The following is a 25476-nucleotide window of genomic DNA, read 5'->3' as shown; positions in this document are numbered from 1 at the left end:
CAATGAAATTGCAGTGACTAAATATTGTGCTTAATAAAACCCGTTAAAGCCGTTTGTTAGCGCTTGATGGAAATGGTCTTTTTTATTTTCACATGAACTTTTATTTTTTAACCAAGGCCTTTGATGAAGTATAGGTAAACTTTTCAAGGGATGTATAGCTATACTTTTTTTACAGAAAAATCATGTGGTTGAAAGTTTGCTAAGGATGTCGTAAATATTAAGCATGGAGTTTAGTTGTACGTTATCTGGAGGTGTTTATGACAACCGAAGAACAGTTGCTTGAGCGTTATGGGCCATTACTTTCACTAACCGATTTATCGGAGTTATTGAAGCGTAGCCCCGATGGGCTACGAATATCCTTGCAGAGCCAATCAGAATTTGCTTTGAAATGGAATGCCGCCAAGAGGAAGGTTGGAAGGCGTGTCTATTTCCGTGCAACTGACGTTGCTGGACTGATTGACGAGTCCTGAGGGGGAACTGTGGACGATACCGCCATCATCCGTCGTCGGGTGCGCTCAAACTTTACAACGCTCAATAATGAATTGATTCGAGATCGGCGAATTTCCTGGAAAGCCTTGGGCATTCTGGTGTTCGTGCTTTCTCTGCCCGATAACTGGCAACTCAGGCTATCGCACCTTTCAAAAGAGAAGGAGGTCGGCTCTGGTCGAGATGCTACGAGAGCGGGGCTGAAGGAACTTCAACAGGCGGGGTATCTGTGCATTCAGCGGGAGCGTGGTGAATGTGGAAAGTTCGTGCGCACCACATGGCTAGTCACCGACCGACCGGGGGACTTTGAGCTTGACCCACCACGTTCGGATTTTCCGAATGCGGTTAATCCAACTCCGGATAGTCCGTAGGCGGAAAATCCAACGCTAATAAGTAAAGAGGCTAGAAAGTACTAAGTATAGTAAGTACTTAGGTAGTAAGTAGATGAACGGCATTCGCCGTGTTTAGCACGCCAAGAAAGAAAAGGCCAACCACGTCAATTCACGTCAATTGACACGCAGTAAACCTATCAGATGGAAGGAATGGTTTGCGCGGCAGTGATGTTGACACTTGAGGGGCAGCGCTTCTGATTCATTGACATTTGAGGGGCAGTGCGGAAATCGCGTGGAAAGCTGTGTAATTCAATGTGGAAAGCGCAAGGGTTCCGCTATGGTGAAATCGCTGTTAGATCGCTGCTTTACCGCTTCTGTAGCGCTGCATTACCGCCGTAAGTGTCGATTTCATCAGGGTTCTAGACTGTTCGTCACGGATGCACAGGAAAAAACAGGACCGTGCAACGAAATACAGAGAAATAGCGCTGCTTTGCACATGGCGTACCTACAAGAATCAACGCTGAAGTGCGGGCAGGATGTGTGAAGTAGTCCCACCTCGCAAGCGTGGTGTTCCTCTTCACTGGTCCTTATTCGCACCTGCGGTGCTCAACGGACATCCTGCTCTGCGAGGCATGGAACCTGAGATAGGAGCTGGCATGAGTGAGAAGCAAATAGTGACACGGAAGAACAGTACTCCGCTCAAGGTGTACTGCCTTCCGGAAGAGAGGGAACTGATTGAGTCCAACGCCAGGCAGGCGGGGCTAAGCGTTGCCTGTTATCTGCGGGAAGTGGGGCAGGGCTATCAGGTCAGTGGCGTTATGGACTACGAGTATGTCCGCGAGCTGGTTCGTGTAAATGGTGACTTGGGGCGTTTAGGGGGCTTGCTCAAGCTCTGGCTGACAGATGACGTGAGAACGGCTCACTTCGGGGCGGCTACCATCCTTAGTCTGCTTGGAAGGATCGAAGCCACTCAGGAGGAAATGAGTCAGGTGTTGAAATCCGTGGTGCAGCCAAGGGCCAGATCGTGATTTTTTTAGCCGCTAAAATGTGGGGCTGGCACTGATGATCGCCAAACACGTCCCCATGCGCTCCCTGGGCAAGTCAGACTTTGCTGGTCTGGTGAACTACATCACCGACGAGCAAAGCAAGGAGCACCGTCTTGGCGCGGTACGGCTGACCAACTGCGAGGCGTATTCGGTCCAGGATGCCGTCAGCGAGGTACTAGCGACCCAGTTCGCCAATACCCGAGCGAAGAGCGACAAGACCTATCACTTGATTGTCAGCTTCCGGGCCGGGGAACAGGTTAAGGCCGATACCCTGGTGGCCATCGAGGACCGCATTTGCAAGGGGCTGGGCTTTGGTGAGCATCAGCGCATCAGCGCCGTTCACAACGATACCGACAACCTGCACATCCATATCGCCGTCAACAAGATCCACCCGACGCGCAACATCATCCACGAACCCTACTACCCACACCAGACGCTAGCCGAGCTGTGCGAGGTCATGGAACGGGACTATGGGTTGCAGCAGGACAACCACATGCCGCGCCGACGCGGGGCCGAGGCGCGAGCCACCGACATGGAGCGTCATGCCGGTATTGAAAGCCTGATCGGTTGGATCAAGCGCGAGTGCCTGGACGACATCAAAACCGCGCAGTCCTGGGCTGAGCTACACCAGGTCATGCGTGACAATGGCCTGGAACTCCGGGCGCGGGGGAATGGGCTGGTTGTCGTGGCCGGTGATGACGCGGCGGTCAAGGCGAGCACCTTGGGGCGGAATTTCTCCAAGCCGAAGCTAGAGGCCCGTTTCGGCCCGTTCGAGCCTGACCAGGCGCAACAGGGCAAGCCCCACCGCCAGTACCGCAAAGACCCGGTACGGCTGCGCGTGAACACCACCGAGCTTTACGCCCGGTTCAAATCAGAACAGCAGAGCGCGGCAGCCAACAAGACGGCGGCCTTGGACAAAGCCCGGCGGCAGAAAGACCGCCGGATTGAGAACGCCAAGAAGAAGGGCAAGGCCCGGCGGGCGACCATCAAGCTCACCAGCGGCAGGCTGACCAAGAAGGTGCTGTATGCGCAGGCCAGCAGCGCCCTGAAAGCCGACATTGACGCGATCCAGAAGCAGTACCGTGAGGAACGCCAGGCGATCCATGAAGCACACGGGCGCCGCACCTGGGCCGACTGGCTAAAACGGGAAGCCTTGCAGGGCGATATCGAGGCCCTGGCCGCGTTGCGAGCCAGAGAGGCCGCCCAGGGCCTCAAGGGCAACACCTTGAAGGGTGAGGGACAGGCAAAGCCCGGCCATGCGCCGGTGATCGACAACGTCACCAAGAAGGGCACCATCATTTACCGGGCCGGAGCCAGCGCCGTGCGCGACGATGGCGACCGGCTACAGGTGTCCAGGGAGTCCGACCAGGCAGGCATCCAGAACGCGCTAAGAATGGCGATGGAACGCTACGGCGAGCGCATCACCGTGAACGGTTCGCCCGAGTTCAAAGCGCGGGTGATCAAGGCGGCAGCGGATGGACAGTTGCCTATCCGGTTTGCGGACGCCGGGCTGGAACGTCGCCGCCAAGCCCTGGCGAACGGCGAGAACACCGCCCCGGCCAAGACCCGAAGCAAACGCGCGGGAGTGCCGCCCATCGGTCAGCCGCCACCCCCGGTGCGCCGGAACCGTCTGCAATCGCTGTCCCAGGCCGATGTGCTTCACCTTGAGGGACAAACGGGCAAGACTCCGACACCGCCCCTACAGAGGCCGAGCGAGCAAGAGCGCCGCAAAGCCAATTTACGGGCAGAGATGGACGCCAAGAGGGCAAAAAGACAACAGAAGGGACGGTCACTATAGTGCTTTCTCTTTGGAAGGCGGCAACAAACAGTAGATGCGATTAACCCTTGGGAAGCCTAACCGTTCTCCAGGACAATGACACCGATGTTAAACAACCATTGGCCGCGCATTCTAACGGTGTCGCGCAGGTCGGACGCCGGGATAGTAAGTGACGAGCTATCCCTGTAGAGGTCCACACTTCACCGCTGGGTTCTCCGGCAGGGGTAGTGGCTCGCAATCTTCATGAGCGAGCCGCTACAGGTTGGTGAGTGCAACTTAGTCACGATGAAGCTAAGAGCACTCAATCATGAGAAGAGAACGAATTTTAGCGGCTAAAACGGCTGCCCTCGTCATGTCCTTGGCGTTGACCACTTCCATGCCTGCCCAAGCGGGCATCCCTGTCATCGATGGTGGCAACCTGTCACAGAACATCATGACTGCAATGGAATCCGTGGCCCAGACCCTCAAGCAGATCGAGCAGTACCAGGCCCAGCTCCAGCAGTATGAAAACCAGTTGCAAAACACCATGGCCCCAGCGGCCTATATCTGGGACAGGGCACAATCCACGATTAACGATCTGATTCAGGCAACCAACACGCTTCAGCATTACCAGAACCAGCTCGGCAGCCTCGATGCCTACTTGGGCAAGTTCCAGGACGTGGCGTATTACCGGAGTTCTCCCTGCTTCAATGGTGGAGGTTGCACGGATGCCGAACGTACGGCGATGGATGAAAATCGTCGCCTGGCGTCTGAATCGCAGAAAGCGGCCAACGATGCGCTCTTCCGCGGGCTGGATCAGCAACAGGATAACCTGGTGTCTGATGCTCGACAGCTTGAACGTCTGCAATCTGCTGCCCAGGGCGCGGATGGCCAGCTTGCCGCTATTGGTTACGCCAACCAGCTCGCCAGTAACCAAGCCAACCAACTCCTGCAAATCCGCAGCTTGCTGATTGCTCAGCAGAACGCTGAAGCCGCCCGTCTCGCTGCTGAACTGGATGCAAACGCCAGAGGGGAAGCACGGGAAAGGCAGATGCGTACCTGGAGTTACCAACCCAGCTCAGCAGATCGCTACTAAGGAGAGCCGCGATGAAGAAGATCATCCCACTTGTGGCAGCTGTTGCCTTGGTAGGTTGTGAGCAGGAAATGGTACCAGAGGCGAGCGCGATCACGTGTGCGCCAGTTGCCTTTCAGCAGGCTATCCGCGAGCTGAGCCGAGAATCGAACCGAAAAGCCTTTACCGAAGCCTGCCGGTCGTTCGAGAAGGCCCAACGCATGCGGGAATGGGAGTTTGAACCCAGCTCCCCCGGCAGATATTGAGGGAGGGCGTTGCATGAAACGATTCGTCTTTGGTGGTTTGGGCGTGATCGCCGTCGTCCTGCTGTCCGATACCGCAATGGCTCAGGAGCTATCCAGCAGCAACATCATGGATGATGTGTTGGACCGCTTTCATTCCGCGGCATCAGCGTGGGGGCCTGCCATAGAAGCGGCCGCCAGTCGGTTGTTCTGGACCCTGGTAGTGATCTCGATGGTCTGGACGTTCGGCATGATGGCGCTGCGCAAGGCCGACATTGGTGAGTTCTTTGCCGAGCTTGTTCGTTTCACCATCTTTACAGGCTTTTTTTGGTGGTTGCTGACGAACGCGACTCAGGGCATGAACATCGCGGGAACCATCGTACAGTCATTGCAAACCCTTGGGGCACAAGCCGGTGGCCTCTCTAGCGGCAACTTGGGGCCTTCCAGCATCCTCGATATCGGTTTTGAACTGTACGACCAGACAGTGAAGGCTACGTCAGAGTTGAGCTGGAAACAGTTTGCCACTGCGTTGGTGATGGAAGGTATGGCCTTGGCCGTATTGCTGGTGTTGGCGATTATCTCCGTCAACCTGCTCCTGCTGCTAGCCGCTAGTTGGATACTGCTTTATGCGGGAGTGTTTTTCCTGGGATTCGGTGGCTCTCGCTGGACCTCAGATATGGCGATCAATTACTACAAGGCCATTCTCGGCATAGCGGCTCAGTTGATGGCAATGGTGCTTCTGGTCGCTATCGGTAGAGAGTTCATTACTCACTATTACTCGCAGATGAGCGAGAACATGGCGTCCCAGGAGTTGGTCGTGATGCTGGTCGTTTCGGTGATCCTGCTATTTCTGGTTAACAAGATTCCACCGATGATTTCCGGCCTGGTGTCGGGTGGCAGCGTGGGAGCGATGGGCATCGGGTCATTCGGTGCCGGTGCTGCGGTAGGAGCAGCCATGACAGCGGCAGGTATGGCCCTCACGGTGGGCAAGATGGCTGGAAGCGCGATGTTGGGCGGTGCGGCGAATGCGGTAGGTGGCGGGTCAGCCATCAAGGCTGCCTTCGAGAAGGCACAGTCCAATATGTCGGGGTCTGGAGCCGACATGCCGAGCTTTGGCACTGGAGGTGACAGCAGCGGTGGTGGGAGTGGCAGCAGCTCCACCGGAGATGAAGCTGGCACCGGTGACACCCCATTTGCGCAGGCGGCTGGTTTCGCTGGTTCTGGCTCCCGATCTGGTGGCGGTAGCGGAATCAAGCGAGCAGCATCCTTGGGAGCTGGAACGGCTGGCGAGCTGGCCAAAGGGGTTGGGATGAAGATGGCCGGAAAATTCCAGAACAAGGTTGATCAAACCGCTGGTGGTCGCTTGGCGTCCTCAATTCGCAAGGGCATGGAGCCGGAAGGTGGTAGTGATGTCGCAGAAGCGGACGACTCTGCTCCCTCATTCGACAGCGACAGCGACAGCCTGGGCGGTAGTGAACACCAGCAGGACCGTAGCGACGAGATCGCACGCTTTGTGAACCGTGGCCAGCAGGACACCTAAGGAGACCCCACGATGAAACAACGCCATTTTATGGTAGCCCTGGATATGCTCGACGAAGCGCATGAAGCCCACACTGAAGCCGCTTTTTTACCGGCTGTCGAGCTATCGGCCGAGGGGGAGAGGAACGCTGAGTCAGAGATTGCCGCCTTTGTGAACCGTCCGGCCCACGCGGGCCGAGAGGATACACCGCGCAGCACGCACACTAGCAACGATGTGGAAGCTGGAACCGGAAGAACCCCGTTTTCAGAGGCGGCGGGATTTTCCGATACTGGCTTCTGACATTATGGGAGCCATTGACCAGCGATAGCTCAGGCGGCCAATGGCCGCCTTTCCGCTAGGAGGGGAATATGGGCAAACAGACACGCCGACAACGGTGGAAAGAGCTGGAAGACAAGACCTTCGAACAGGTCGGCGAGACGCACCCAGAAAGCGGGGAGTCGGCGGTTCGGTGGCTGACTTCCGAAGAGCTGGACGAACTGCGGCGAGATATGAAAGATGCATCCGCTTGGGCGCGGGCTGAGCTGAAGCGGCGTAGGGAGGGCGAGTTGTCAAACTCAAGGCGGTTTGGTGAGAATTGATGGCACCTATCACGGCCTCGGCTTTCTGACCATGCTTCGACGCAGGATTCATGACGTTCTGTCCCGTCACTTGGAATTGCGCCAACTCCGCAAGGCTGCTCAGTCCCATAGAAGCCCAGAGTTACCAGCGCTCGTGAAGGTTGACCCATTTGAAGCAGTATGGCGGGTTTCAATACCGAATTGCGAGCCACGCTTTATGTCGGTTAGCTCTGGTGCAATCGACCACAAGTTCTTTGTTGTGCATTTGGATGCTGAACGCTTCTATCACGCATGGCTTAAGGCCAGCCCAGCGATAACAAGGCGTCATGGTTCAGACTGTATTTGCCGTTCTCAGATGCCTTTCGACTACAAGTACAAATGGGCAGTTGATGGCTTTTCTCATGGCATAAATAACCCTGTGCCCCTGGCTGAGGCAGGAGCCCATGTCGACACCAGTGGGCGGCTACACTTGGACTTTACCAACGGAGTAACACGTACCTTCTGGCTTCTGGCTAACCGCTGTCCTGCCTTCCCCGTGGAAGTGTATGGCGCAGACAGCGCCAGTCTGTTGCACCATGTCGCTGGTATTGGTCCTGAACCACAGTCTCTAGCTGAAGTGTTCTCCAACGCTCAGCCGTATTTTCTATAAACAACAGCTTGGCCATCGAACAATCAGTTGAAAGCGATGCGAACCACCTGTCCTTGGGAGGACTGCACTCAAGGGCATGGGGCTTATCATCGTGCCCCCTTCCTGTTGATAGCCAATGGCCTGAACAGATGTGTCCCCAAAGACCAGAAGCGAGCTAAGTACATCTCGGCTTTTGTGGACTCCAAGCCGCCAATGAAGACAGAACGGCACGAGCTCCAGGAGAAGCTCGCGGGGCGGCTGCAGCGTGCCCCCAGTGCACCTGGGGAGAGAGGAGAGCAAGGAGCTGGATAGTCAAGACGAACGGTAGGCGCGACTTGGTAGACTCACTTGCCAGTGATTTGGTGCTATAGCCTTGCAGCGTCGCCACTGCCCGAGAGCGTGCCTGGCTGTGTATGATATGGCCCTCCAGACAATATCGGTATCTGAGCGCGGGGAGCATCATGAACACGGAGAGTCACTCTCAGCTGGCAGCCTTCATCTGGTCCGTGGCGGACCTGCTGCGCGGCGATTTCCGTCAATCCCAGTACGGCCGCATCATCCTGCCCTTCACCCTACTGCGCCGCCTGGAGTGCGTGCTGGAGCCCACCAAGGACGCGGTGCTCCGTGAAGCCCACGCCCATCAGGCCAAGCCCGAGGCGGTGCGCGAGAAGCTGCTGCTGCGTGCGGCGGATCAGCCGTTCTTCAACGCCTCGCCGCTGACCCTGGGCACGCTCTCCGACACCCAAACCGCCGACGACCTGATGAGCTACGTGCAGTCGTTCAGCCAGGACGCCCGGGAGATCTTCGAGCACTTCGATTTCGAGGGATTCGTACAGCAGCTTGGTGCCAGTAACCTGCTCTACCAGGTGGTGCAGCGCTTCGCCGCCATCGACATGAGCCCGCAGTGGCTCTCCAACTACGGCATGGGTCTGGTGTTCGAGGAGCTGATCCGCAAGTTTGCCGAAAGCTCTAATGACACGGCGGGGGAGCACTTCACTCCGCGCGACATCGTCCATCTGACCACCTCGCTGGTGCTCACCGGCCAGGACGACAAGCTGCGCCCCAATGGCATCGTCACCGTCTATGACCCCACGGCTGGTACCGGTGGCTTCCTTTCCGAGAGCGACGAGTACATCCAGCAAGTCAGCCGGGACGTCACTGTCTCGCTGCATGGCCAGGAGCTCAACCCAGAGTCCTACGCCATCTGCAAGGCCGACATGCTAATCAAGGGCCAGGCGGTGGAGCAGATCAAGCTCGGCAATACACTCAATGACGACCAGCTCCCCGCCGAGCGCTTCGACTACATGCTCTCCAACCCGCCGTTTGGTGTGGAGTGGAAGAAGGTACAGAAAGAGGTTGCCGTCGAACACAAGCAGAAGGGCTACGAGGGCCGGTTCGGCCCCGGCCTGCCGCGGGTCTCCGACGGCTCGCTGCTGTTCCTGATGCACCTGGTGAGCAAGATGCGCTCTCGCCAGGACGGTGGCTCGCGCATCGGTATCATCCTCAACGGCTCCCCGCTGTTCACCGGCGGCGCCGGCAGCGGCGAGTCCGAGATTCGCCGCTACCTGCTGCAGCACGATCTGGTGGAGGCCATCGTCGGCCTGCCTACGGACATGTTCTACAATACCGGCATCGCCACCTACGTGTGGATCCTCTCCAATCACAAGCCCGCCGAGCGCCGTGGCCAGGTGCAGTTGATCAACGCCACCAGCCGGGCCAGTAAGATGCGCAAGTCGCTGGGCAGCAAGCGCCAGTTCGTCGCCGACCGCGACATCGAGGAGATCGTTCGTCTCTACGGCGCCTTTGAGGAGAGTGAGGAGAGCAAGCGCTTCCCGGTGGAGGCGTTCGGCTACCGGCGGATTACCGTGGAGCGCCCGCTACGCCTCAATTTCCAGGCCAGCCCCGAGCGCCTGGCCCGGCTCGACGATGAGAAGCCGATCCAGAAGCTTGAGGAGGGTGAGCGCGAGGCCCTCAAGGCCGCCTGCGCCACCCTGGACCCGGAGCAGCGCTACACCAACCGCGACACCTTCACCAAGGCGCTGAAGGCCGCGTTCAAGGCGGCAGGCCTGAAGGTCGGGGCCCCGGTGCAGAAGGCTACCCTCAACGCTCTCTCCGAGCGCGACCCGGAGGCGGACATCTGCCTGGACAAGAAGGGCAACCCCGAGCCCGACAGCGGCCTGCGCGATAACGAGAATGTGCCGCTCGATGAGTCGGTGTTCGACTACTTCGAGCGCGAGGTGACGCCCCATGTCCCCGATGCCTGGATCGACGAGGAGAAGCGCGACCCGCTGGACGGCCGCATCGGCATCGTCGGCTTCGAGATCCCCTTCAACCGACACTTCTACCAGTTCACGCCGCCGCGCCCGCTCGAAGAGATCGACGCCGACCTCAAGGCCTGTACCGACCGGATCAAGCAGATGATCGAGGAGCTGTCGGCATGAGGAAGGGCGCCGCTCAGCCTTGTCTTGCACAGTCATTGACAGTGAAAGGGTCATGCCCTAGCATGCCGGGTAACACACCCGCCATGCCTCTCACTGAAGCACACTTTGGCGGGTTTTTTGTGTCCGGAGGTCGAGCATGAGCGACTTCCACAAGCCTGCACACAGCATTGATGAGCAGATCGCGACGCTATGCAGCCGTGGCCTGGCGATACCCGACGAGGCTCGGGTGCGTCACTATCTGGCCAATATCAGCTATTTCCGCCTTTCAGCCTACACGCGTCCCTTCTACCAGCCAGGCCTCCAGGAGCATCGTTTTCTGGAGGGCACCTCCTTCGAGGATGTGCTGAGGCTCTATGTGTTCGATCGTGAGCTCCGCCTGCTGCTGCTTGATGCCATCGAGCGGCTGGAAGTCGCGCTACGCGCCCAGTTGACCAACACCCTGGCTGAGCACCATGGCCCTCACGGCTACCTGGATCCCGATATTTTCGACACCCGCTACAACCATGGATGGCTGTTGGAGAAGCTGGAGAACGCGGCCAAGGGACGAGAGATCGAGACCTTCCTGGCGCACTATCGCACGAAGTACCGATCAGCCCCCAATCAGCCGCCCATCTGGATGGCGGTGGAGCTGCTGACCTTCAAGGAAGTCTCGACCCTGCTGGCCAAGCTGCGGCTTCCAAAGGATACCCAGCGTATCGAGCGCCATTTCGGCTGGAAGATGCCGGTGCTGCGATCCTGGTTCCGCAGCCTGTCCGATCTGCGCAACGTCTGCGCCCACCATGGCCGAGTGTGGAACCGCGAATTCGGTAGCCGGCCCGAGATGCCGAGAAAGGTTCCGGCCGGCTGGCCGAGCATCCCCGGTAGCATCGAGACGGGGTCTCAAGAGCACCCCGATCAGCGTCTCGACCCGCGTAGGCGCCTGTATCTCCAACTCGTGGTGATCGAGTCGCTGATGCAGGTCGTGTCGCCTAATAGCCAATGGGCTGAGCGGTTGGTGACACTGCTGGACCATTACCCTCAGGTTTCACGTCCACATATGGGTTTCCCTGGGCATTGGGATACGGAGCCTTTCTGGCGAGAAGCAGTGATGAACGCAAGAGAGGGGGCAAAGGCATGACTTTCCCGAAATACCCCGAATACAAGGACTCTGGCATTGAGTGGTTGGGGGAGGTGCCCGCACATTGGGAAAAACTAAAGCTCAGCCTGATTTCGCTCGAGAAGTGTGATGGTCCATTCGGATCTTCGATAAAGTCTGAGCATTACCGTGATAATGGTGTCCGTGTCATTCGGTTGCAAAACATAAAGAAATATTTCTTCAATGGAGAAGATGCAGCTTATATCGATGCTGGCTATTATTGCCAGCAAATAGCTAAGAGTGATGTGATTGGTGGCGACCTCCTCGTTGCTGGGCTAGGTGATGATAATAACGTAGTAGGGCGGGCTTGCGTTGCCCCATGCAATATTGCTCCTGCAATGGTTAAAGCCGACTGCTTTAGGTTCAGGCTGGATACTAAACGAGCGCTCCCTGATTTTTTGGCATATCAACTTTCAGCCGGTGCAGAGGCTGATGCAGGTCTACTGTCAACAGGCTCTACTCGGTCTCGAATTCCATTGTCTACGATGGGGACAAGAATAGTAGCTCTACCACCAAGTCATGAGCAGGTGGAAGTATCTGCTTTTCTGGATTACGAAACCGCCCGCATCGACGCCTTGGTGGAGGAGCAGCAGCGCCTGACCGAGCTGCTCAAGGAAAAGCGCCAGGCGGTGATCTCTCATGCCGTCACCAAAGGGGTGGACACCGATGTGCCGATGAAGGACTCCGGGGTGGAGTGGCTGGGGGAAGTGCCGGCGCATTGGGTGGCATTGCCACTGAAGCACCTAGTCAGAGAGCCCCTTAAATATGGAGCTAACGAAGCTGCAGCAGACAACAATGCAGGTCATCCACGGTTCGTTAGAATTACTGATGTTGCCCCCGATGGCACGTTGCGTGATGAGACATTTCGCTCGCTTCCTCCAGATGTTGCTAAGCAATATCTTTTGGAAGAAGGTGACATTCTTTTCGCACGTAGCGGCGCCACAGTTGGAAAGTCGTTTATATATAAAAGATCATGGGGGGAGTGCTGCTTTGCGGGATACTTGATTCGCGCTCGTATCGATTTGAGAAAGGCCCTGCCCGAGTTCATTTACTTCTCTTTCCAGTCTCATGGTTACTGGCAGTATATTGGTCAGCAGCAAATTCAAGCGACGATTCAGAATGTTAGCGCTGAGCGCTATGAGAACTACGTTCTTCCGACACCTCCAGTTGACGAGCAAGACCGAATAGTTGAGCACTTAAATCAATGTCTCGGAGACTATTCAAAGCTCCTTGAGGCTGCAGAGCAGTCGATTAGCTTCCTTCAGGAGCGCCGCTCCGCCCTGATCTCCGCCGCCGTCACCGGCAAGATTGATGTCCGTGGCTGGCAGCCTCCGGCGGGCTCATCGGCTCCCTCTGAGGCAATCCAAACGGAGGCAGTATGACCCAAGGACGCAGCATCCGGCTCTTCCTGGTGGACGGCACGCCCAGCGGCCTACTCACCGCCGAGATCATGAACTGGACCGGCCATGTGTTGACCGGACCCCGCAGCAAGCTCAGCGAGCTGGTCCAGCGACCGGAGTGTGGCTGCACCGGCATCTACTTCCTGGTCGGTACGGATCCTGAGGGCAACCCGCGACCGCTGGTCTACATTGGCGAGAGCGACGACGTGGCCACGCGCCTCAAGCAGCATAACCGCCCCGAGGAGAAGGGCGGCAAGGACTTCTGGGAGAAGGTCTGCCTGATCACCAGCAAGGATCAGAACCTGACCAAGGCCCACGTGAAGTACCTCGAGAGCCTGCTGATCAAGAACGCCGGCGAGGTCGGCCGCTGCAAGCTGATTAACGGCACCGCCCACGAGTACATCGGCTTGCCCGAGTCCGACCGCGCCGACATGGCCTTCTTCATGGAGCAGGTACGCACCGTGCTGCCGGTTCTGGGGCTGGACTTTCTGCGTGATGCCACAAAGCCATCTGCCGCTACTGGAACACCCGATCCCCAAGATGCTCAGGCCTCGCCACGGTTCGTCCTGGAAGCCTCCAGACACGGGATCAAAGCCGTGGGGCAGGAAGTGGATGGTGAGTTCTTCGTATTGGAAGGCTCCCTGGCCCGGCGCGAATGGGCGGGCCCTTACCACAGCTATCAGAAGCAGCATGCCCAGCTCTGTGAGGAGGGGGTGCTCGTTGATAATGGCAATGATCTGCAGCGTTTCACCAAGGACTATGCCTTCTCCAGCCCCAGTGCTGCAGCCGCCATCGTGGTGGGGCGCGCGGCCAACGGCCGAATCGATTGGAAGGTCGCGGGCAGCGGCCTCTCCTATGGCGAGTGGCAAGACCAGCAGGTCAGCGCCGCCGCTCCATCGGCGGAGCAGTCCCCGAGCTGACGTAATGCCGCAAGCCCCATTCTGTCGCGGCGGCGAGAGCACGATTTAGAAATAAACGTGAAAGCGGCCTCAGCGGCCGATTTCGTCACGCGATATGAACCTGGGAGCGCGAACGCTTACTCACCTCCCTCGATCGATATGCCACTCAAGTGCGGAAGTAGGCTGTCCTGGCATTTGGCTGAACCGCTTCGTATGGGCAATGCATCGTCCTAAGTAGCCTTCTCCTTGCATCCCTGAAGCGCTAGGCTGTTACGCAACATTACGCCAAGCGCAGGGGATCACATGGCGGACAGCAGGGAAGCCCCCTTCCAGCAAGACATCGTTGAGGCCATGACGGCCGGCGGCTGGAAGGCCGGCACGGCCGGTGGCTTTGAGCGCGCCTCGGCGCTCTACACCGAGGATCTGCTCGGCTACGTGCGTGAGGCCTGGCCGGAGCGCTGGGGGAAGTTCTGCAAGGCCAACCCCCAGGCCCCGGAACAGGTGTTCGTGCAGAAGGTCGTCCGCGAGCTGGAGCGGGCCGGCACCTTGGAGGTGCTGCGTCACGGCTTCAAGGTGCCGGGGGTGAAGTTCGACCTGTGCAGCTTCCAGCCCGACCACGGCATGAACCCGGATTCGCTGGCCCGCTACCGCGCCAACCGCCTGCGGGTGGTGCCCGAGGTCTCCTACTCGCCCCACGCCCGGGAGAAGGGCCAGGGCGGCGAGAGCTACAACCCCCGCCTCGACCTGGTGCTGTTCGTCAACGGCATCCCCACCGCGACTCTGGAGCTGAAGAGCCAGTTCAAGCAGACGGTGGAGAACGCCAAGCGACAGTACCGCCAGGATCGCCCGATCAAGGACCCCGTCACCCATAAGCCCGAGCCGCTGCTGACCTTCAAGCGCGGCGCCCTGGTCCACTTCGCGGTGAGCCAGGCCGAGGTGGCCATGACCACCAAGCTGGCCGGCAAGGAGACCTTCTTCCTGCCCTTTAACCGCGGCACGCAGGAGGGCGGCGCCGGCAACCCGCCGGCACCGGACGAGGCCAGCTACGCCACCGCCTACCTGTGGGAGAAGGTGTTCTCCCCGGATGCCTGGCTGAAGGTGCTCGGACGCTTCCTGCACCTGGAGAAGAAGACCACCGAAGACTTCCACGGCCGCCGCACCACCAAGGAGACGTTGATCTTCCCGCGTTATCACCAGTGGGAGGTGGTCAACCGCCTGGTGCAGGCCACCCTGGACGAGGGGCCGGGACGCCGCTACCTGGTGCAGCACAGCGCCGGCTCGGGCAAGTCCAACTCCATCGCCTGGTGTGCCCACCAGTTGGCCAATCTCTATGCCGAGGACGGCACCAAGCTGTTCAACTCGGTGATCGTGGTCACCGACCGCACGGTGCTCGACAGCCAGCTCCAGGACACCATCTACCAGTTCGAGCACGCCCACGGCGTGGTGCGGCCCATCACCCGCGATATCGGCAATCAGAGCAAGTCGGAGCAGCTCGCCGAGGCCCTGGCCAGCAACACCCGCATCATCATCGTCACCATCCAGACCTTCCCGGCGCTGTTCGACGCCCTGGACAAGCGCCCGCAGCTCGCCGAGGGCCACTATGCGGTGATCGCCGACGAGGCCCACTCCTCGCAGACCGGCAGTTCGGCCAGCAAGCTCAAGGCCCTGCTGGCGGCCGCCGGGGAAGCCACAGAGGATGAGGGCGACGGCGAGCGGGAAGTCAGTGCGGAGATGATGCTGGATGCCGCCGTGGCCTCACGCCGCCCCAGCGAGCGCATCAGCTACTACGCCTTCACTGCCACCCCCAAGGCCAAGACCCTGGAGCTGTTCGGCCGCCCGCTGGATTCCACGCTTCCTTCAAGCGCCGACAACAAGCCCGAACCGTTCCACCTCTACTCCATGCGCCAGGCTATCGAGGAGGGCTTTATCCTCGATGTGCTGCGCAACTACGTCACCTACGGCACCGCCTGGAAGCTCGCCCACCCCGATGGCAAGGACCAGGAGGTGGACTCCAAGAAGGCCTCGCGGACCCTGGCCAAGTGGGTGCGGCTGCACCCCTACAACATCGCCCAACGCGTGGAAGTGATCGTCGAGCATTATCGTGACAATGTCCGCCATTTGCTCGATGGCCAGGCCAAGGCCATGGTGGTCACGGCCAGCCGCCAGGAGGCGGTGCGCTACCAGCTGGCCATGCGCCGCTACATCGAAGCGCAGGGCTACGCCGACGTTCACCCCATGGTGGCCTTCTCCGGCAGCGTGCCGCCCGATGAGGAGATCCCCGAGGAAGTCACCGAGACCAGCCAGCTGCTCAACCCCGGGCTGAAGGGTCGCGACCTGGCCGAGGCGTTCGACACCGACGACTACAACGTGATGATCGCCGCCAACAAGTTCCAGACCGGCTTTGATCAGCCCAAGCTGTGCGCCATGTACGTGGACAAGAAACTTCGTGATGTGGACTGCGTGCAGACCCTGTCGCGGCTCAACCGGCTGTTTCCCGGCAAGCAGACCTTCATCCTCGACTTCTTCAACGACGAGCAGGAGATCCTCGACGCCTTCGCCCCCTACTACCGCAAGGCGGAGCTGGCCGACGTCTCCGATCCCAACGTGGTCTATGACCTGCAGCGTGGCCTGGACGCCAGTGGCATCTATCACTGCCCCGAGGTGGAAGCCTTCGCCAAGGCCTTCTTCGACCCCAAGGCGCCGGCCTCCAGCCTCAGCTACCACTGCCGTCCGGCTCAGGACCGCTTCAAGCAGCGCTACCAGATGGCCCTGGAGCAGCTTCAGGTCTGGAAGGAGGCTCGCCAGGCCGCCGAGCAGAACGGCGACGACAAGGGGCTGAAGCGCGCCGAGCAGGAACTCAAGGAGGCAGGCACCACCCGTGACGAGCTCGACCTGTTCCGCAAGAACCTGCAGAGCTTCGTGCGTACCTACGAATTCCTCAGCCAGATCGCCACCTTCGACGACGCCGAGCTGGAGCAGCTGTGCGTCTACGCCCGCCATCTCCACCCGCTGCTGCGCACCGACCGGCTGCTGGAAGAGGAGAGCATCGACGTCAGCGAACTGGAGTTGACCCACTACCGCCTCACCAAGCGCGAGGAGAAGCGCCTGCGCCTGGAGGAGGCCGAGGGCGACTACGGTCTCACCCCGGTCAGTGAAGTGGGTTCAGGCAAGCCCCACGACCCCGAGAAGCAGCGCCTTAACGAGATCATCGAGCGCCTCAACGACCTCTACGGCGCCGAGGTCAGCGACGACGACAAGCTGCACTTCGCCAACGGGATCGCCGACCGCATCGAGCGCGACGAGGCGGTGATGGCCCAGGTTCGCAATCACAGCGAAGACCAGGTGATGCACGGTCTCTTCCCGAAGAAGGTCACCGACGCCGTGCTAGACGCCCTCAGCGACCACGAGAAGCTCAGTATGCCGCTGTTGGAAGATGAGGAAACGGGGAGGCAGTTTGCGCTGTTGATTTTGAAGCTGCTGGCGGGGAGGTCGAATCGTGACTCGCGTGCTGAGTAAAAACTTACGGTAGGAGTCTGTCATGGCGGATAGCGATCCAAAACCGACATGTCGGAAAAGGCAGCATGCTCGTTGATTGGTGTTATATAGCCACGTCAACGAAAATACAACGAAAAATCAGTGGTTTGATGTGGCGGTATAAGAATGTTGAACGCGCGCGCTCGTTCAAGTCAATAAACGAGCGCGCTGTCTAATACCTGTTAGAAATGAGGTAAACCTTGGGAAACCATACTCGAGTCAATGAAGATCATTGGGACGACAGCACCCCTCTCTGGCGGTATATGGATGTTTATGGCTTTCTGAGCCTAATTACAGGGGAAAAATTAAAGTTTACGAGTCTGTCTGAGTTCGAGGATGGATTTGAAGGCCGTATGCCTCTTCAAAATGAGGTCACCCTTTCTCTCGATTTCACCGATATGAGCCAAAGTTTCGCCAGACCTGTTAGTGAAATCGATGACCTGCGTAATCGGCTAGAAGCTGTTCGAAAAAATACCTGGGTAACAAGTTGGCAACAGCTTGATAGTGAGTGCTCTCTCATGTGGCGGGTTTATGGAAGTCGACAAAATGGAGTTGCTATCAAGACTACAGCAGGGAACCTACTCGGTGCGCTTGATTCTGATTACAACTACATAGCAGGGCCCGTCCAATATATAAATTACGCTAAGGAAAAAGTCCCCGACGAAACTGATGTGTCTTTTTCGTTTCATAAGCAGCATGGTTATTTCGCTGAGCAAGAGTTCCGCGTGGCGGTCACAGATACTGAGCAGAGCTCAGTAGATAAGCCCAAGTTAATTGGACTGGATTTGAGTAAAGCACTCGAAAGAGTTGTCATCTCTCCATGGGCTGGCGAGTGGCAGCTTGAGGCTTTGAAAAGGGTTGTCGAATCTTTGGGAATTGAACCTCGACTAGTCCGGCATTCATCGATTATGAAAGTTGGCGAAAAGTGAACGAAGCTCGGCGCCAATCATTCTCTAACAGTCGGCTGCACAGCGACCAATTTTCCGCCGCTTTGCGGCTCCAAACCGGCGCGTGAGCCGGGCGTTAAATTTGCACTGGCTGAGTGTCCTCTTTTAGCCGTAAGAGATCAGCATGCCTTTGAGGCGAGCGGTTTTTCGCTCCCCCTGAGGCATGCTATTCGGGAGAGAGGAAGATCTCAAACGGTACACGAGCGGTACACACACCAGCTTCGTGTGCTATCCTCATCTTTCGCTAACCTACTGATTCAAAAGAACTGTACCTTTCGCTCAATTACGGTTGCTTTTCCTTTTGTATCAGTAACTTATTGTTTTAAAAGCGAACTCATAATCCCTTAGTCGCTGGTTCGAATCCAGCTAGGCCCACATAAGCGCACTGCCTTGTTCCCGTGAGGCCAGAATATCTCCGCAGGTTTCGAATGCTGGTCTGAGCTTCTCCCGCGCTCGCGATTAGCCCCGCATTGCCACTGCTTGTCTCCCCGCTGTTTTCGCGACTGCTTCTCGGGTCGTTACCCTTCGTTGCTGCCTTCCTTTCGATTGGCCTATGTTGCCCCGCTTTCTACCCGCAGGGATGCGTGACGGGCCGGTCCCGGTGTGGCCGTGACTGGCCTATTCATCGTATCTATTTTTGTTTCAGTGAGCGCCCGGCGCGGTTTGCTGTCTGGATGTCTCTGCCTTCTCGTTGTCTCTCTTCTCTTATTGTTACTCCCTGTTTGTTGATTTTTATGGTTTAAAAACAGCCATTAATGGTTGGGTTTTTCGTTATTCGTAAGACGTTTGTCTTAGGAGGAATTCCTTGTCATTGCTGCATACCTCGTCTAGTTTCTCCCTCAGCAACAAAATTCATCTGATCAATTGTCTCAACAAACACTACAAGGAGTCATTTGTGGATGCATCCTCAACCGCGGCGGCTGCGGAGCAGCCGGCCCCGGAACAATCCTCTTTCCTGCACCGGGGCATGTTGTTGCCCTTTATTCTTATCGTTACCTGCTTCGCGGCCTGGGGGCTTGCCGGCAATCTGACGGATCCGCTGGTTTCTGTCTTCGGTTCGGTCTTCTCGATGAGCGCGCTGCAGGCTTCGCTGGTGCAGTTTGCGTACTACGGTGCTTATTTCGCCTTGGCGATTCCGGCGGCCTGGATCAATTCGCGCCTGGGTTACAAGGGCGGTGTACTGATTGGCCTGTTGCTGGCGGCCACTGGGGGGCTTCTGTTTCTGCCTGCCTCTCAGATGATGACCTACTCCATGTTCCTGGTGGCGCTCTTCACTCTGGCGGCGGGTCTGTCGATCCTAGAGACATCCGCCAACCCTTATGTCATGGCGATGGGGCCGCGCGACAACGCGACTCGGCGGCTGAATTTCGCTCAGTCCTTCAATCCGGTGGGCTCCAATCTTGGGGTGCTGCTCGCTGCGATATTCATTCTTCCCCACGTCAATCCGGCAACCGCTGAGCAGCGTGCTTCCTTGACTCGCGATGCGCTGGCAGAGATGCAGTCGGCGGAACTGCAGGCGGTCATGGGGCCCTACATCACGCTGGCCCTGGTCTACATCGTGATCGCGATTGCCATTGCGATGGTGCGGGTGCCTCGTCGCCAGGCGTTGATGGCGGACAGCAAGAGCGATGTGAAGGCGCTGCCGGGCAGCCGTCTGGGCCGGTTGGTGCGTAACCGTCGTTATGCCTTCGGGGTGGTGGCTCAGTTCTTCAACGTGGCCGCCTAGACCTGCACCTGGACGTTCACCATCCACTACGTGACTCAGGAAATGGGCGTAAGCGACACCGAGGCGGGTTATTGGCTGCAGGCCTCGCTGCTGGTCTTTCTTGTCTCGCGCTTCGTTATGGTGAGCATCATGGGCCGGATAGACCCACGCAAGCTGATGACGTGGATGTGTGTGCTCGGTGTCGCGCTGTCGATGGTGGCGGTGCTCAGCGGCAACCTGATTGGTGCGGTGGCCATTGTGCTGTTGAGCGCCTGCATCTCGCTGCTGTTCCCAACCATCTACGGCATTTCCCTCGAAGGCCTGGGGCAAGACACCAAGTACGGCGCCGCCGGCCTGGTGATGGCGATCGTCGGTGGCGCGCTGGTGCCGCTGGTCCAGGGTTGGCTGATCGATGTCACTTCAGCGCAGGTCAGTTACGTGGTGGTGGCCCTGTGCTTCGCGGTGATCGTGGCCTTCGGGATCTATGTCCAGCGTCATCCGCGCGAGGGCGAGGCTAGCGAAGGTGATCTGGCCTAGGAGGCGCTGTCCGAGGCGTCCTGCAGGACCACGGCGACCTGAGATAGATGGGTCTGCATGGCGGCATGGGCGCTTCGCGGGTCGCCAGCAATCACGGCATTGAGGATGGCCTGATGTTCCTGGTGGGTGATGGCAAGGCGTCCGCTGAGGTGAATGGACTGCCACAGCCTCATCCGCAGGGTCGGTCGAGAAAGTGCCTCGAGCAGTGCGATCAGCACTGCGTTGCGGGAGATCCTCGCCAGCGTGAGGTGAAACTCGAGGTCGAAGGCCATCGCGGCTTCGTGATCGAGTGCACGGATGGCGGGCTCGGCGTCGGCCAGTACAGCCTGCAGGCGCTCGATGTCTTCGTCGGTTCGACGCATCGCCGCCGCAGCAGCGGACTCGACCTCCAGCGCTTGGCGTACGTTGTGCAGGTCTCGGGATGACTTACCCGCCTGGATACCCGCCCAGAACTCGAGAGGCTTCAGCAGCAACCCGGGGGCGAGCGAGGTGACGGTGGTGCCGGAACCCTGGCGTGTTTCGAGGATGCCCATGGCGACCAGCGCTCTCACGCCTTCGCGGAGTGAGCTGCGCGAGACGCCGAAGCGAGTGGCGAGAATCGACTCGATGGGCAGTCGATCTCCCGGAGCGATTTCGCCGGCGACGATCATCTCCTGGATGCCCTGAACGACCACTTCGTACTGGGAGGGACGGCGCTGGTCACTGTCGGGCGGGGGAGAAGGCGGCATGAAAGATGTCTCCGGCTCGGGTCTGGGAAAAAACAATTAGCTCAATTCTATCGGAATTTCCGTTGGCAATTTAATACACCTGATGAATCTGGAGGGCGATACGTGCCTGTCATCACATCAATCGAACTAGTGGATTTGCGTTTTCCGACTTCGGACAGCAGCGACGGCTCCGACGCGGTGAACAAGGATGCCGACTACTCTGCGGCCTATATCAGACTGGCGACCGATGACATCGCGCTCTACGGATGCGGGTTCACCTTCACTATAGGGCGCGGCAACGAGATTTGTCTTCAGGCCATGGAGGCCTTGTCCGCTCGCCTTGTCGGCCGCGATGTGGCGCAGGTGTGCCAGGCTCCGGGGGCAATCTATCGCGAGCTGGCCGCGGATTCACAGCTGCGTTGGTTGGGGCCGGATAAGGGCGTCGTACATCTGGCTCGCGCTGCGGTAATGAATGCGGTGTGGGATCTGGCTGCGCGTCGGGCGGGCCTTCCGCTGTGGCAATTGGTCTGCGACATGGAGCCGGAAGTGCTCGTCGAACAGTTGGATCTCAGCTACCTCAGCGACGTGCTGAGCGCCGAAGAGGCAGTGGCAATGCTCAAGGAACAGCGGCCATTCCAGCAGCAGCGTATCGCCGAACTGAGCGAGCACGGATTCCCCTGCTACACGACATCGGCCGGGTGGCTGGGGTACTCGGACGAGAAGCTGGCCCGACTGTGCCGAGAAGCCATGCAAGAGGGGTACCGGCACATCAAACTCAAGGTTGGTGCCGACCCTGCTGACGATGAACGTCGATTGGGTATCGCACGTTCGGTAATCGGCCCTGATGTGGCGCTGATGATCGATGCCAACCAGATCTGGGACGTGCCTGAGGCCATCGAGCGTGTAGAGGCTCTGGCCCACCACAATCTGCTGTGGATCGAAGAGCCGACCAGCCCGGATGATGTGCTGGGTCACCGCAGCATCGCCGATGGAGTGCGTCCGTTGGGGATCGGTGTTGCCACCGGTGAGCACGGGATGAACCGTGTGCTGTTCAAGCAGTTGCTGCAGGCCGAGGCGGTGGATTTCGTGCAGATCGACTCGTGCCGACTCGCCAGTATCAACGAAATCATCCCGGTGCTGCTGATGGCGAAGAAGTTCGGCAAGCCTGTCTGCCCGCATGCGGGCGGGGTGGGGCTGTGCGAACTGGTCAATCACCTGGTGATGATCGACCACATCGCCGTGTCGGGCCCGGTGGAGGGTCGCGTGGCTGAGTTTGTCGATCACCTGCACGAACACTTCGTCGATCCCTGCTACGTCAAAAACGGCGCCTACACCTTGCCTTCTCGCCCGGGATATTCAGCGGAGATCAAGGCCGAGACCTTGGCCGCCTGGGCGTGGCCGGACGGGGCTGAGTGGGCCCGGCGTCGACAAGCGGTGCCAGCATGATCAACGGGCCGCTACTTCACCCCCAACTGCTGCACGCCCTCGCCGCAGCAGGCCACGGTGCCAGGGTACTGGTGGCTGACGCGCTGTATCCGCATTCGACGGCAGCGCCGGCCAACGCGACTCGGGTGTACCTCAATCTCTGCGAGGGGATGGTGCCTGCACTGGCGGTGATGGATGCGGTGGCGCAGTCCATCGCCGTGGAGGAGATCACCTTCATGGCCACCGCCGAGGGCGAAGCCTCCGATTCGGTCACCGAGTGCCAGCGGCATCTGGCGGACCATCGCCACGCAGGCGGCAGTGAAATCACCTGGTCGAGCCTCGACCGATGGGCGTTCTACGCGGCCTGCCGCGAGCCGGATGTGTGTCTGGTGGTTGCGACCGGAGAACGTCGCCCTTACACCAACTTTCTGCTGACGATAGGCGTTCCATGATGATTGATACCCATCTCCATGTCTGGGACACCGCCGCGGTGCGGATTCCCTGGCTGTTGGACGCGGGGTTGCCCGCCATGGCGGATATTCCCCACGGGCAGGACCGACGCTTCGTGCTGGTCGAGGCCGATGCCACCGATCCCGTGGAGGAGGCTGATTGGCTGGTCTCGCTTGCCGAGAAGGATCCGCGAGTCCATGGCGTGGTGGTGAGCGTTCCTCTCGAGCATCCACAGTCCGAGAGGGCGCTGGCGCGCATCGCCTCCGTGCCTCAAGTGGTCGGTGTCCGGCGTCTGCTGCAGGACCGGGAGCTGTTTGATTCGGCGCTCTTCCTCGATGGTCTGAAGCAACTGGTCGCCTATGGCCTGCCGTTCGATGCCTGTGTCAGAGACCACGAACTGCCTCGTCTGCTGGCGCTGATCGAAAAGGTGCCGGAGCTGACAGTGGTGCTGGACCACATGGGCAAACCCAATGTACGCGATGTGTCGTCCCGTGATGTCTGGCAGCGGAATCTGGCGCGGCTTGCCGAGTTCGACAACGTGTTCTGCAAGCTGTCTGGGTTGCCGGCGGAGTGCCAGAACGCCGATGAGCTCGAACGCTGCGCTCCGGACATCCTCGATACCGCCATCGAAACCTTCAGCAGCGAGCGTTGCCTGCTCGGCAGCGATAGCCCCGTCAGCAAGGATTCATCGGACTGGTGCGAAAGAGTACTGGAGCGCCTTGCTGTCTCCCTGCGTCCTGCGGTGGCAGAAGCCAATGCTGTGAACATCTACAAGAGGAGGGCGGTGTGATGACGCTAGCGTCAATCTCCGCGCGGCTTCCAGCCAAGTTGCGTCGTGCCTTCGAGGGCCTCGGTGTGGGGGCGGCGCAGTTCGGCAATATGGGCAAGGTAACCCCCGAGGAAGACTGTCTGGCTGCCGTGGATACCGCCTGGGAGCTCGGGCTGCGCTTCTTTGATACCGCGCCCCATTATGGGCTCGGGCTTTCCGAGCAGCGCCTGGGTAAGGCGTTGAAAGGCCGCTCACCGCAGGACTACGTCATCTCCACCAAGGTCGGACGCCGGTTGGCACCTAATCCTGCGCCCCAGGGCAGCGATGAAACCAATGGCTTCCACGTGCCTGACGACCTGACTCGCGTGCGTGACTACACCGCCGAGGGCGTGAGGCAGAGCCTGGAGGAATCGCTGGCGCGTCTCGAGATGGAATCCGTGGACATCCTCTGGATTCACGATCCGGAGGAGCCGACAGATCGCTTCGAGGAGGCCTTGGCCGGTGCAGTGCCCGAGCTCAACCGGCTACGTGAGCAGGGCAGGATCGCCGCCTGGGGCGTGGGCTCCAAGGATGCCGAGATGCTCAAGCGCTTTGTCGACAAGGCTGCCCCCGATCTGATCATGCTGGCCGGCCGCTACACGCTGCTGGAGCAGGAGCGGGTGGGCCTGATGTCAGCGTGCCTGGAGAAGCAGGTCGGTGTCGTGGCCGTCGGGGTATTCAACTCAGGGCTGTTGGCACGGGACGAGCCGCCTGCCGATGCCTGGTACGAGTATGGCCAGGCCCCCGCGTCTGTTCTGGAACGTGCGTGTGAACTCGCCAGTGTGGCGCGCGCTCACGATGTTCGCCTCCCGGCGGCGGCGCTGGCCTTTCCGTGGCGGCATCCCGCCGTGGTCAATGTCATGGCGGGAATGCGCTCGTCCGAGCAGGTGAAGCGAAATCATGCACTGGCCTCGAGTGATATTCCCGAGGCTTTCTGGAGTGAACTGCAGGCCCGAGGCCTGATGAAGGAGACCACATGAAACTGTTGCGCCGTGGAGCGATCGGTAACGAATTGCCATTGATCGAGGTAGAAGGCGTTCTCTACGACGCCTCGCCGGTCGGTGATTTCGGCCCGAATTTCTGGAAGAACAACGGAGTGGCGAAGCTTCGCGAGCTATTGGATGCCGGGCGCCTCACCGCCATCGAACTGGGGAGCGAGCTGCGCTTTGGCTCACCGGTGGCTGCGGTGGGTTCGGTGATTTGTATCGGTCAGAACTACGCCGCACACGCCGCCGAATCCGGTGCTGAACCGCCGAATCAACCCATCGTCTTCTTCAAGACGCCCAATACCATTGCTGGCCCCGATGACACCGTCACCATTGCACGAGGCTCCGAAAAGACCGACTGGGAGGTCGAGTTGGCCATCGTGATCGGCAGCACTGCCAGCTACTGCGACTCGGTGGAAGAAGCCGCAGGGCACATCGGTGGCTACCTGCTTGCCAATGATCTGTCGGAGCGCCGCTTTCAGCTGGAGGCCTCCGGTGGCCAGTGGAGCAAGGGCAAGTGCTGTCCCGGCTATATGCCGCTGGGGCCATGGATAGTGACCGCCGATGAATTCGATCCCGGCAATGTTGGTTTGCGCTCCTGGGTCAACGGTGAGCCGCGTCAGGACTCTCGCACCTCAGACATGATCTTCGATTGCGCCAGAATCGTGTGGGATCTGTCGCAGTACATGCAACTCGAACCCGGCGACATCATTTCCACTGGGACTCCTGAGGGCGTCGCGGTCTCGGGGCGCTTTGACTATCTCAAGCCCGGTGATGTGGTAGAGGTGGAGATCGATGGTCTGGGGCGCCAGCGTCAGCAATATCGTGCCTGGGAGGGCTAAG

At 59.1% G+C, this 25476-nt stretch carries 24 protein-coding genes; 23 read left to right on the top strand and 1 reads right to left on the bottom strand.

Features of this window, described 5'->3' with window-relative positions; all coding sequences use genetic code 11:
• Nucleotides 1-257 precede the first annotated feature (257 nt).
• From AR456_RS14760 to AR456_RS21640, 18 genes are all read left to right on the top strand, one after another.
• Nucleotides 258-470: a hypothetical protein gene (locus AR456_RS14760; protein WP_021818584.1), complete on the top strand. Its 213-nt coding sequence runs from the start codon at nt 258-260 to the stop codon at nt 468-470.
• A gap of 9 nt (nt 471-479) precedes the next feature.
• Complete coding sequence (locus AR456_RS21330) at nt 480-857, top strand: hypothetical protein (RefSeq protein WP_155829227.1); 378 nt, start codon at nt 480-482, stop codon at nt 855-857.
• 617 nt (nt 858-1474) lie between these two features.
• Entirely contained in the window at nt 1475-1846 is a 372-nt protein-coding gene (traJ, locus tag AR456_RS14755; protein WP_021818585.1) for a conjugal transfer transcriptional regulator TraJ, read from the top strand.
• Between the two features lie 34 nt (nt 1847-1880).
• Nucleotides 1881-3662 (top strand): TraI/MobA(P) family conjugative relaxase, encoded by a 1782-nt coding sequence (gene traI, locus AR456_RS14750; protein WP_021818586.1) that lies wholly within the window; start codon nt 1881-1883, stop codon nt 3660-3662.
• Between the two features lie 286 nt (nt 3663-3948).
• Nucleotides 3949-4716, top strand: coding sequence for a P-type conjugative transfer protein TrbJ (trbJ, locus tag AR456_RS14745; RefSeq protein ID WP_031207559.1), 768 nt, complete (start codon nt 3949-3951; stop codon nt 4714-4716).
• Between the two features lie 11 nt (nt 4717-4727).
• Nucleotides 4728-4958, top strand: coding sequence for an entry exclusion lipoprotein TrbK (gene trbK / locus AR456_RS14740; protein WP_021818588.1), 231 nt, complete (start codon nt 4728-4730; stop codon nt 4956-4958).
• Between the two features lie 13 nt (nt 4959-4971).
• Nucleotides 4972-6474 carry a P-type conjugative transfer protein TrbL gene (trbL, locus tag AR456_RS14735; protein WP_021818589.1) on the top strand — a complete coding sequence of 501 codons (1503 nt, stop codon included), beginning with the start codon at nt 4972-4974 and terminating at the stop codon, nt 6472-6474.
• Nucleotides 6475-6486: 12 nt separating this feature from the next.
• Nucleotides 6487-6753, top strand: a complete 267-nt coding sequence (locus AR456_RS14730; RefSeq protein WP_021818590.1) for a hypothetical protein — start codon at nt 6487-6489, stop codon at nt 6751-6753.
• Between the two features lie 68 nt (nt 6754-6821).
• Nucleotides 6822-7052 (top strand): hypothetical protein, encoded by a 231-nt coding sequence (locus AR456_RS14725; protein WP_021818591.1) that lies wholly within the window; start codon nt 6822-6824, stop codon nt 7050-7052.
• A gap of 31 nt (nt 7053-7083) precedes the next feature.
• The gene (locus AR456_RS21835; RefSeq protein WP_417935339.1) at nt 7084-7680 is read left to right on the top strand and encodes a plasmid fertility inhibition factor family protein; all 597 of its coding nucleotides are present in this window, start codon (nt 7084-7086) and stop codon (nt 7678-7680) included.
• Between the two features lie 440 nt (nt 7681-8120).
• A complete protein-coding gene (locus AR456_RS14720) occupies nt 8121-10100 on the top strand; it encodes a type I restriction-modification system subunit M (protein ID WP_021818592.1) in 1980 nt (659 codons plus the stop codon).
• A 136-nt stretch (nt 10101-10236) separates the two neighbouring features.
• Nucleotides 10237-11217 (top strand): Abi family protein, encoded by a 981-nt coding sequence (locus tag AR456_RS14715; RefSeq protein WP_021818593.1) that lies wholly within the window; start codon nt 10237-10239, stop codon nt 11215-11217.
• Nucleotides 11214-12617, top strand: coding sequence for a restriction endonuclease subunit S (locus tag AR456_RS14710; RefSeq protein WP_021818594.1), 1404 nt, complete (start codon nt 11214-11216; stop codon nt 12615-12617). The genes AR456_RS14715 and AR456_RS14710 overlap by 4 nt, the downstream gene beginning before the upstream one ends.
• On the top strand, nt 12614-13555 hold the full coding sequence (locus AR456_RS14705; RefSeq protein WP_021818595.1) for a GIY-YIG nuclease family protein: 942 nt from the start codon (nt 12614-12616) through the stop codon (nt 13553-13555). Before AR456_RS14710 ends, AR456_RS14705 begins: the two co-directional genes overlap by 4 nt.
• Nucleotides 13556-13837: 282 nt before the next feature.
• A complete protein-coding gene (locus AR456_RS14700) occupies nt 13838-17050 on the top strand; it encodes a type I restriction endonuclease subunit R (RefSeq protein ID WP_021818596.1) in 3213 nt (1070 codons plus the stop codon).
• 218 nt (nt 17051-17268) lie between these two features.
• Nucleotides 17269-17997, top strand: coding sequence for a hypothetical protein (locus AR456_RS14695; RefSeq protein WP_021818597.1), 729 nt, complete (start codon nt 17269-17271; stop codon nt 17995-17997).
• Between the two features lie 913 nt (nt 17998-18910).
• Nucleotides 18911-19741: an MFS transporter gene (locus AR456_RS21645; protein ID WP_021818598.1), complete on the top strand. Its 831-nt coding sequence runs from the start codon at nt 18911-18913 to the stop codon at nt 19739-19741.
• Nucleotides 19742-19771: 30 nt separating this feature from the next.
• Nucleotides 19772-20257 carry an MFS transporter gene (locus AR456_RS21640; RefSeq protein WP_335337915.1) on the top strand — a complete coding sequence of 162 codons (486 nt, stop codon included), beginning with the start codon at nt 19772-19774 and terminating at the stop codon, nt 20255-20257.
• Here the strand turns inward: AR456_RS21640 and AR456_RS14685 are convergent.
• Nucleotides 20254-20985, bottom strand: a complete 732-nt coding sequence (locus AR456_RS14685; RefSeq protein ID WP_021818600.1) for a FadR/GntR family transcriptional regulator — start codon at nt 20983-20985, stop codon at nt 20254-20256. The two genes, AR456_RS21640 and AR456_RS14685, sit on opposite strands and share 4 nt — an antisense overlap.
• Before the next feature lie 102 nt (nt 20986-21087).
• On the opposite strand from AR456_RS14685, the gene AR456_RS14680 reads away from it, so the two are divergent.
• The 5 genes from AR456_RS14680 to AR456_RS14660 are packed head-to-tail and all read left to right on the top strand — an operon-like array spanning nt 21088 to nt 25475.
• Nucleotides 21088-22410, top strand: a complete 1323-nt coding sequence (locus AR456_RS14680; RefSeq protein WP_021818601.1) for an L-fuconate dehydratase — start codon at nt 21088-21090, stop codon at nt 22408-22410.
• Nucleotides 22407-22841: an RbsD/FucU domain-containing protein gene (locus AR456_RS14675; protein ID WP_021818602.1), complete on the top strand. Its 435-nt coding sequence runs from the start codon at nt 22407-22409 to the stop codon at nt 22839-22841. Before AR456_RS14680 ends, AR456_RS14675 begins: the two co-directional genes overlap by 4 nt.
• Nucleotides 22838-23629, top strand: a complete 792-nt coding sequence (locus AR456_RS14670) for an amidohydrolase family protein (protein WP_021818603.1) — start codon at nt 22838-22840, stop codon at nt 23627-23629. Before AR456_RS14675 ends, AR456_RS14670 begins: the two co-directional genes overlap by 4 nt.
• A complete protein-coding gene (locus tag AR456_RS14665) occupies nt 23629-24627 on the top strand; it encodes an aldo/keto reductase (protein ID WP_021818604.1) in 999 nt (332 codons plus the stop codon). Before AR456_RS14670 ends, AR456_RS14665 begins: the two co-directional genes overlap by 1 nt.
• Nucleotides 24624-25475 (top strand): fumarylacetoacetate hydrolase family protein, encoded by an 852-nt coding sequence (locus AR456_RS14660; protein WP_021818605.1) that lies wholly within the window; start codon nt 24624-24626, stop codon nt 25473-25475. The genes AR456_RS14665 and AR456_RS14660 overlap by 4 nt, the downstream gene beginning before the upstream one ends.
• Nucleotide 25476: the final 1 nt, after the last annotated feature.

The sequence above is a fragment of the Halomonas huangheensis genome, assembly GCF_001431725.1.
Classification (GTDB): domain Bacteria; phylum Pseudomonadota; class Gammaproteobacteria; order Pseudomonadales; family Halomonadaceae; genus Halomonas; species Halomonas huangheensis.
This window is presented reverse-complemented; position numbering and strand designations above follow the sequence as displayed.

What these genes read in the sequence shown, in the direction of transcription:
- AR456_RS14760 (WP_021818584.1), top strand. Translation starts at nt 258, where the DNA reads ATGACAACCGAAGAACAGTTGCTTGAGCGTTATGGGCCATTACTTTCA.
- traJ (WP_021818585.1), top strand. Translation starts at nt 1,475, where the DNA reads ATGAGTGAGAAGCAAATAGTGACACGGAAGAACAGTACTCCGCTCAAG.
- traI (WP_021818586.1), top strand. Translation starts at nt 1,881, where the DNA reads ATGATCGCCAAACACGTCCCCATGCGCTCCCTGGGCAAGTCAGACTTT.
- trbJ (WP_031207559.1), top strand. Translation starts at nt 3,949, where the DNA reads ATGAGAAGAGAACGAATTTTAGCGGCTAAAACGGCTGCCCTCGTCATG.
- trbK (WP_021818588.1), top strand. Translation starts at nt 4,728, where the DNA reads ATGAAGAAGATCATCCCACTTGTGGCAGCTGTTGCCTTGGTAGGTTGT.
- trbL (WP_021818589.1), top strand. Translation starts at nt 4,972, where the DNA reads ATGAAACGATTCGTCTTTGGTGGTTTGGGCGTGATCGCCGTCGTCCTG.
- AR456_RS14730 (WP_021818590.1), top strand. Translation starts at nt 6,487, where the DNA reads ATGAAACAACGCCATTTTATGGTAGCCCTGGATATGCTCGACGAAGCG.
- AR456_RS14725 (WP_021818591.1), top strand. Translation starts at nt 6,822, where the DNA reads ATGGGCAAACAGACACGCCGACAACGGTGGAAAGAGCTGGAAGACAAG.
- AR456_RS21835 (WP_417935339.1), top strand. Translation starts at nt 7,084, where the DNA reads ATGCTTCGACGCAGGATTCATGACGTTCTGTCCCGTCACTTGGAATTG.
- AR456_RS14720 (WP_021818592.1), top strand. Translation starts at nt 8,121, where the DNA reads ATGAACACGGAGAGTCACTCTCAGCTGGCAGCCTTCATCTGGTCCGTG.
- AR456_RS14715 (WP_021818593.1), top strand. Translation starts at nt 10,237, where the DNA reads ATGAGCGACTTCCACAAGCCTGCACACAGCATTGATGAGCAGATCGCG.
- AR456_RS14710 (WP_021818594.1), top strand. Translation starts at nt 11,214, where the DNA reads ATGACTTTCCCGAAATACCCCGAATACAAGGACTCTGGCATTGAGTGG.
- AR456_RS14705 (WP_021818595.1), top strand. Translation starts at nt 12,614, where the DNA reads ATGACCCAAGGACGCAGCATCCGGCTCTTCCTGGTGGACGGCACGCCC.
- AR456_RS14700 (WP_021818596.1), top strand. Translation starts at nt 13,838, where the DNA reads ATGGCGGACAGCAGGGAAGCCCCCTTCCAGCAAGACATCGTTGAGGCC.
- AR456_RS14685 (WP_021818600.1), bottom strand. Translation starts at nt 20,985, where the DNA reads ATGCCGCCTTCTCCCCCGCCCGACAGTGACCAGCGCCGTCCCTCCCAG.
- AR456_RS14675 (WP_021818602.1), top strand. Translation starts at nt 22,407, where the DNA reads ATGATCAACGGGCCGCTACTTCACCCCCAACTGCTGCACGCCCTCGCC.
- AR456_RS14670 (WP_021818603.1), top strand. Translation starts at nt 22,838, where the DNA reads ATGATGATTGATACCCATCTCCATGTCTGGGACACCGCCGCGGTGCGG.
- AR456_RS14665 (WP_021818604.1), top strand. Translation starts at nt 23,629, where the DNA reads ATGACGCTAGCGTCAATCTCCGCGCGGCTTCCAGCCAAGTTGCGTCGT.
- AR456_RS14660 (WP_021818605.1), top strand. Translation starts at nt 24,624, where the DNA reads ATGAAACTGTTGCGCCGTGGAGCGATCGGTAACGAATTGCCATTGATC.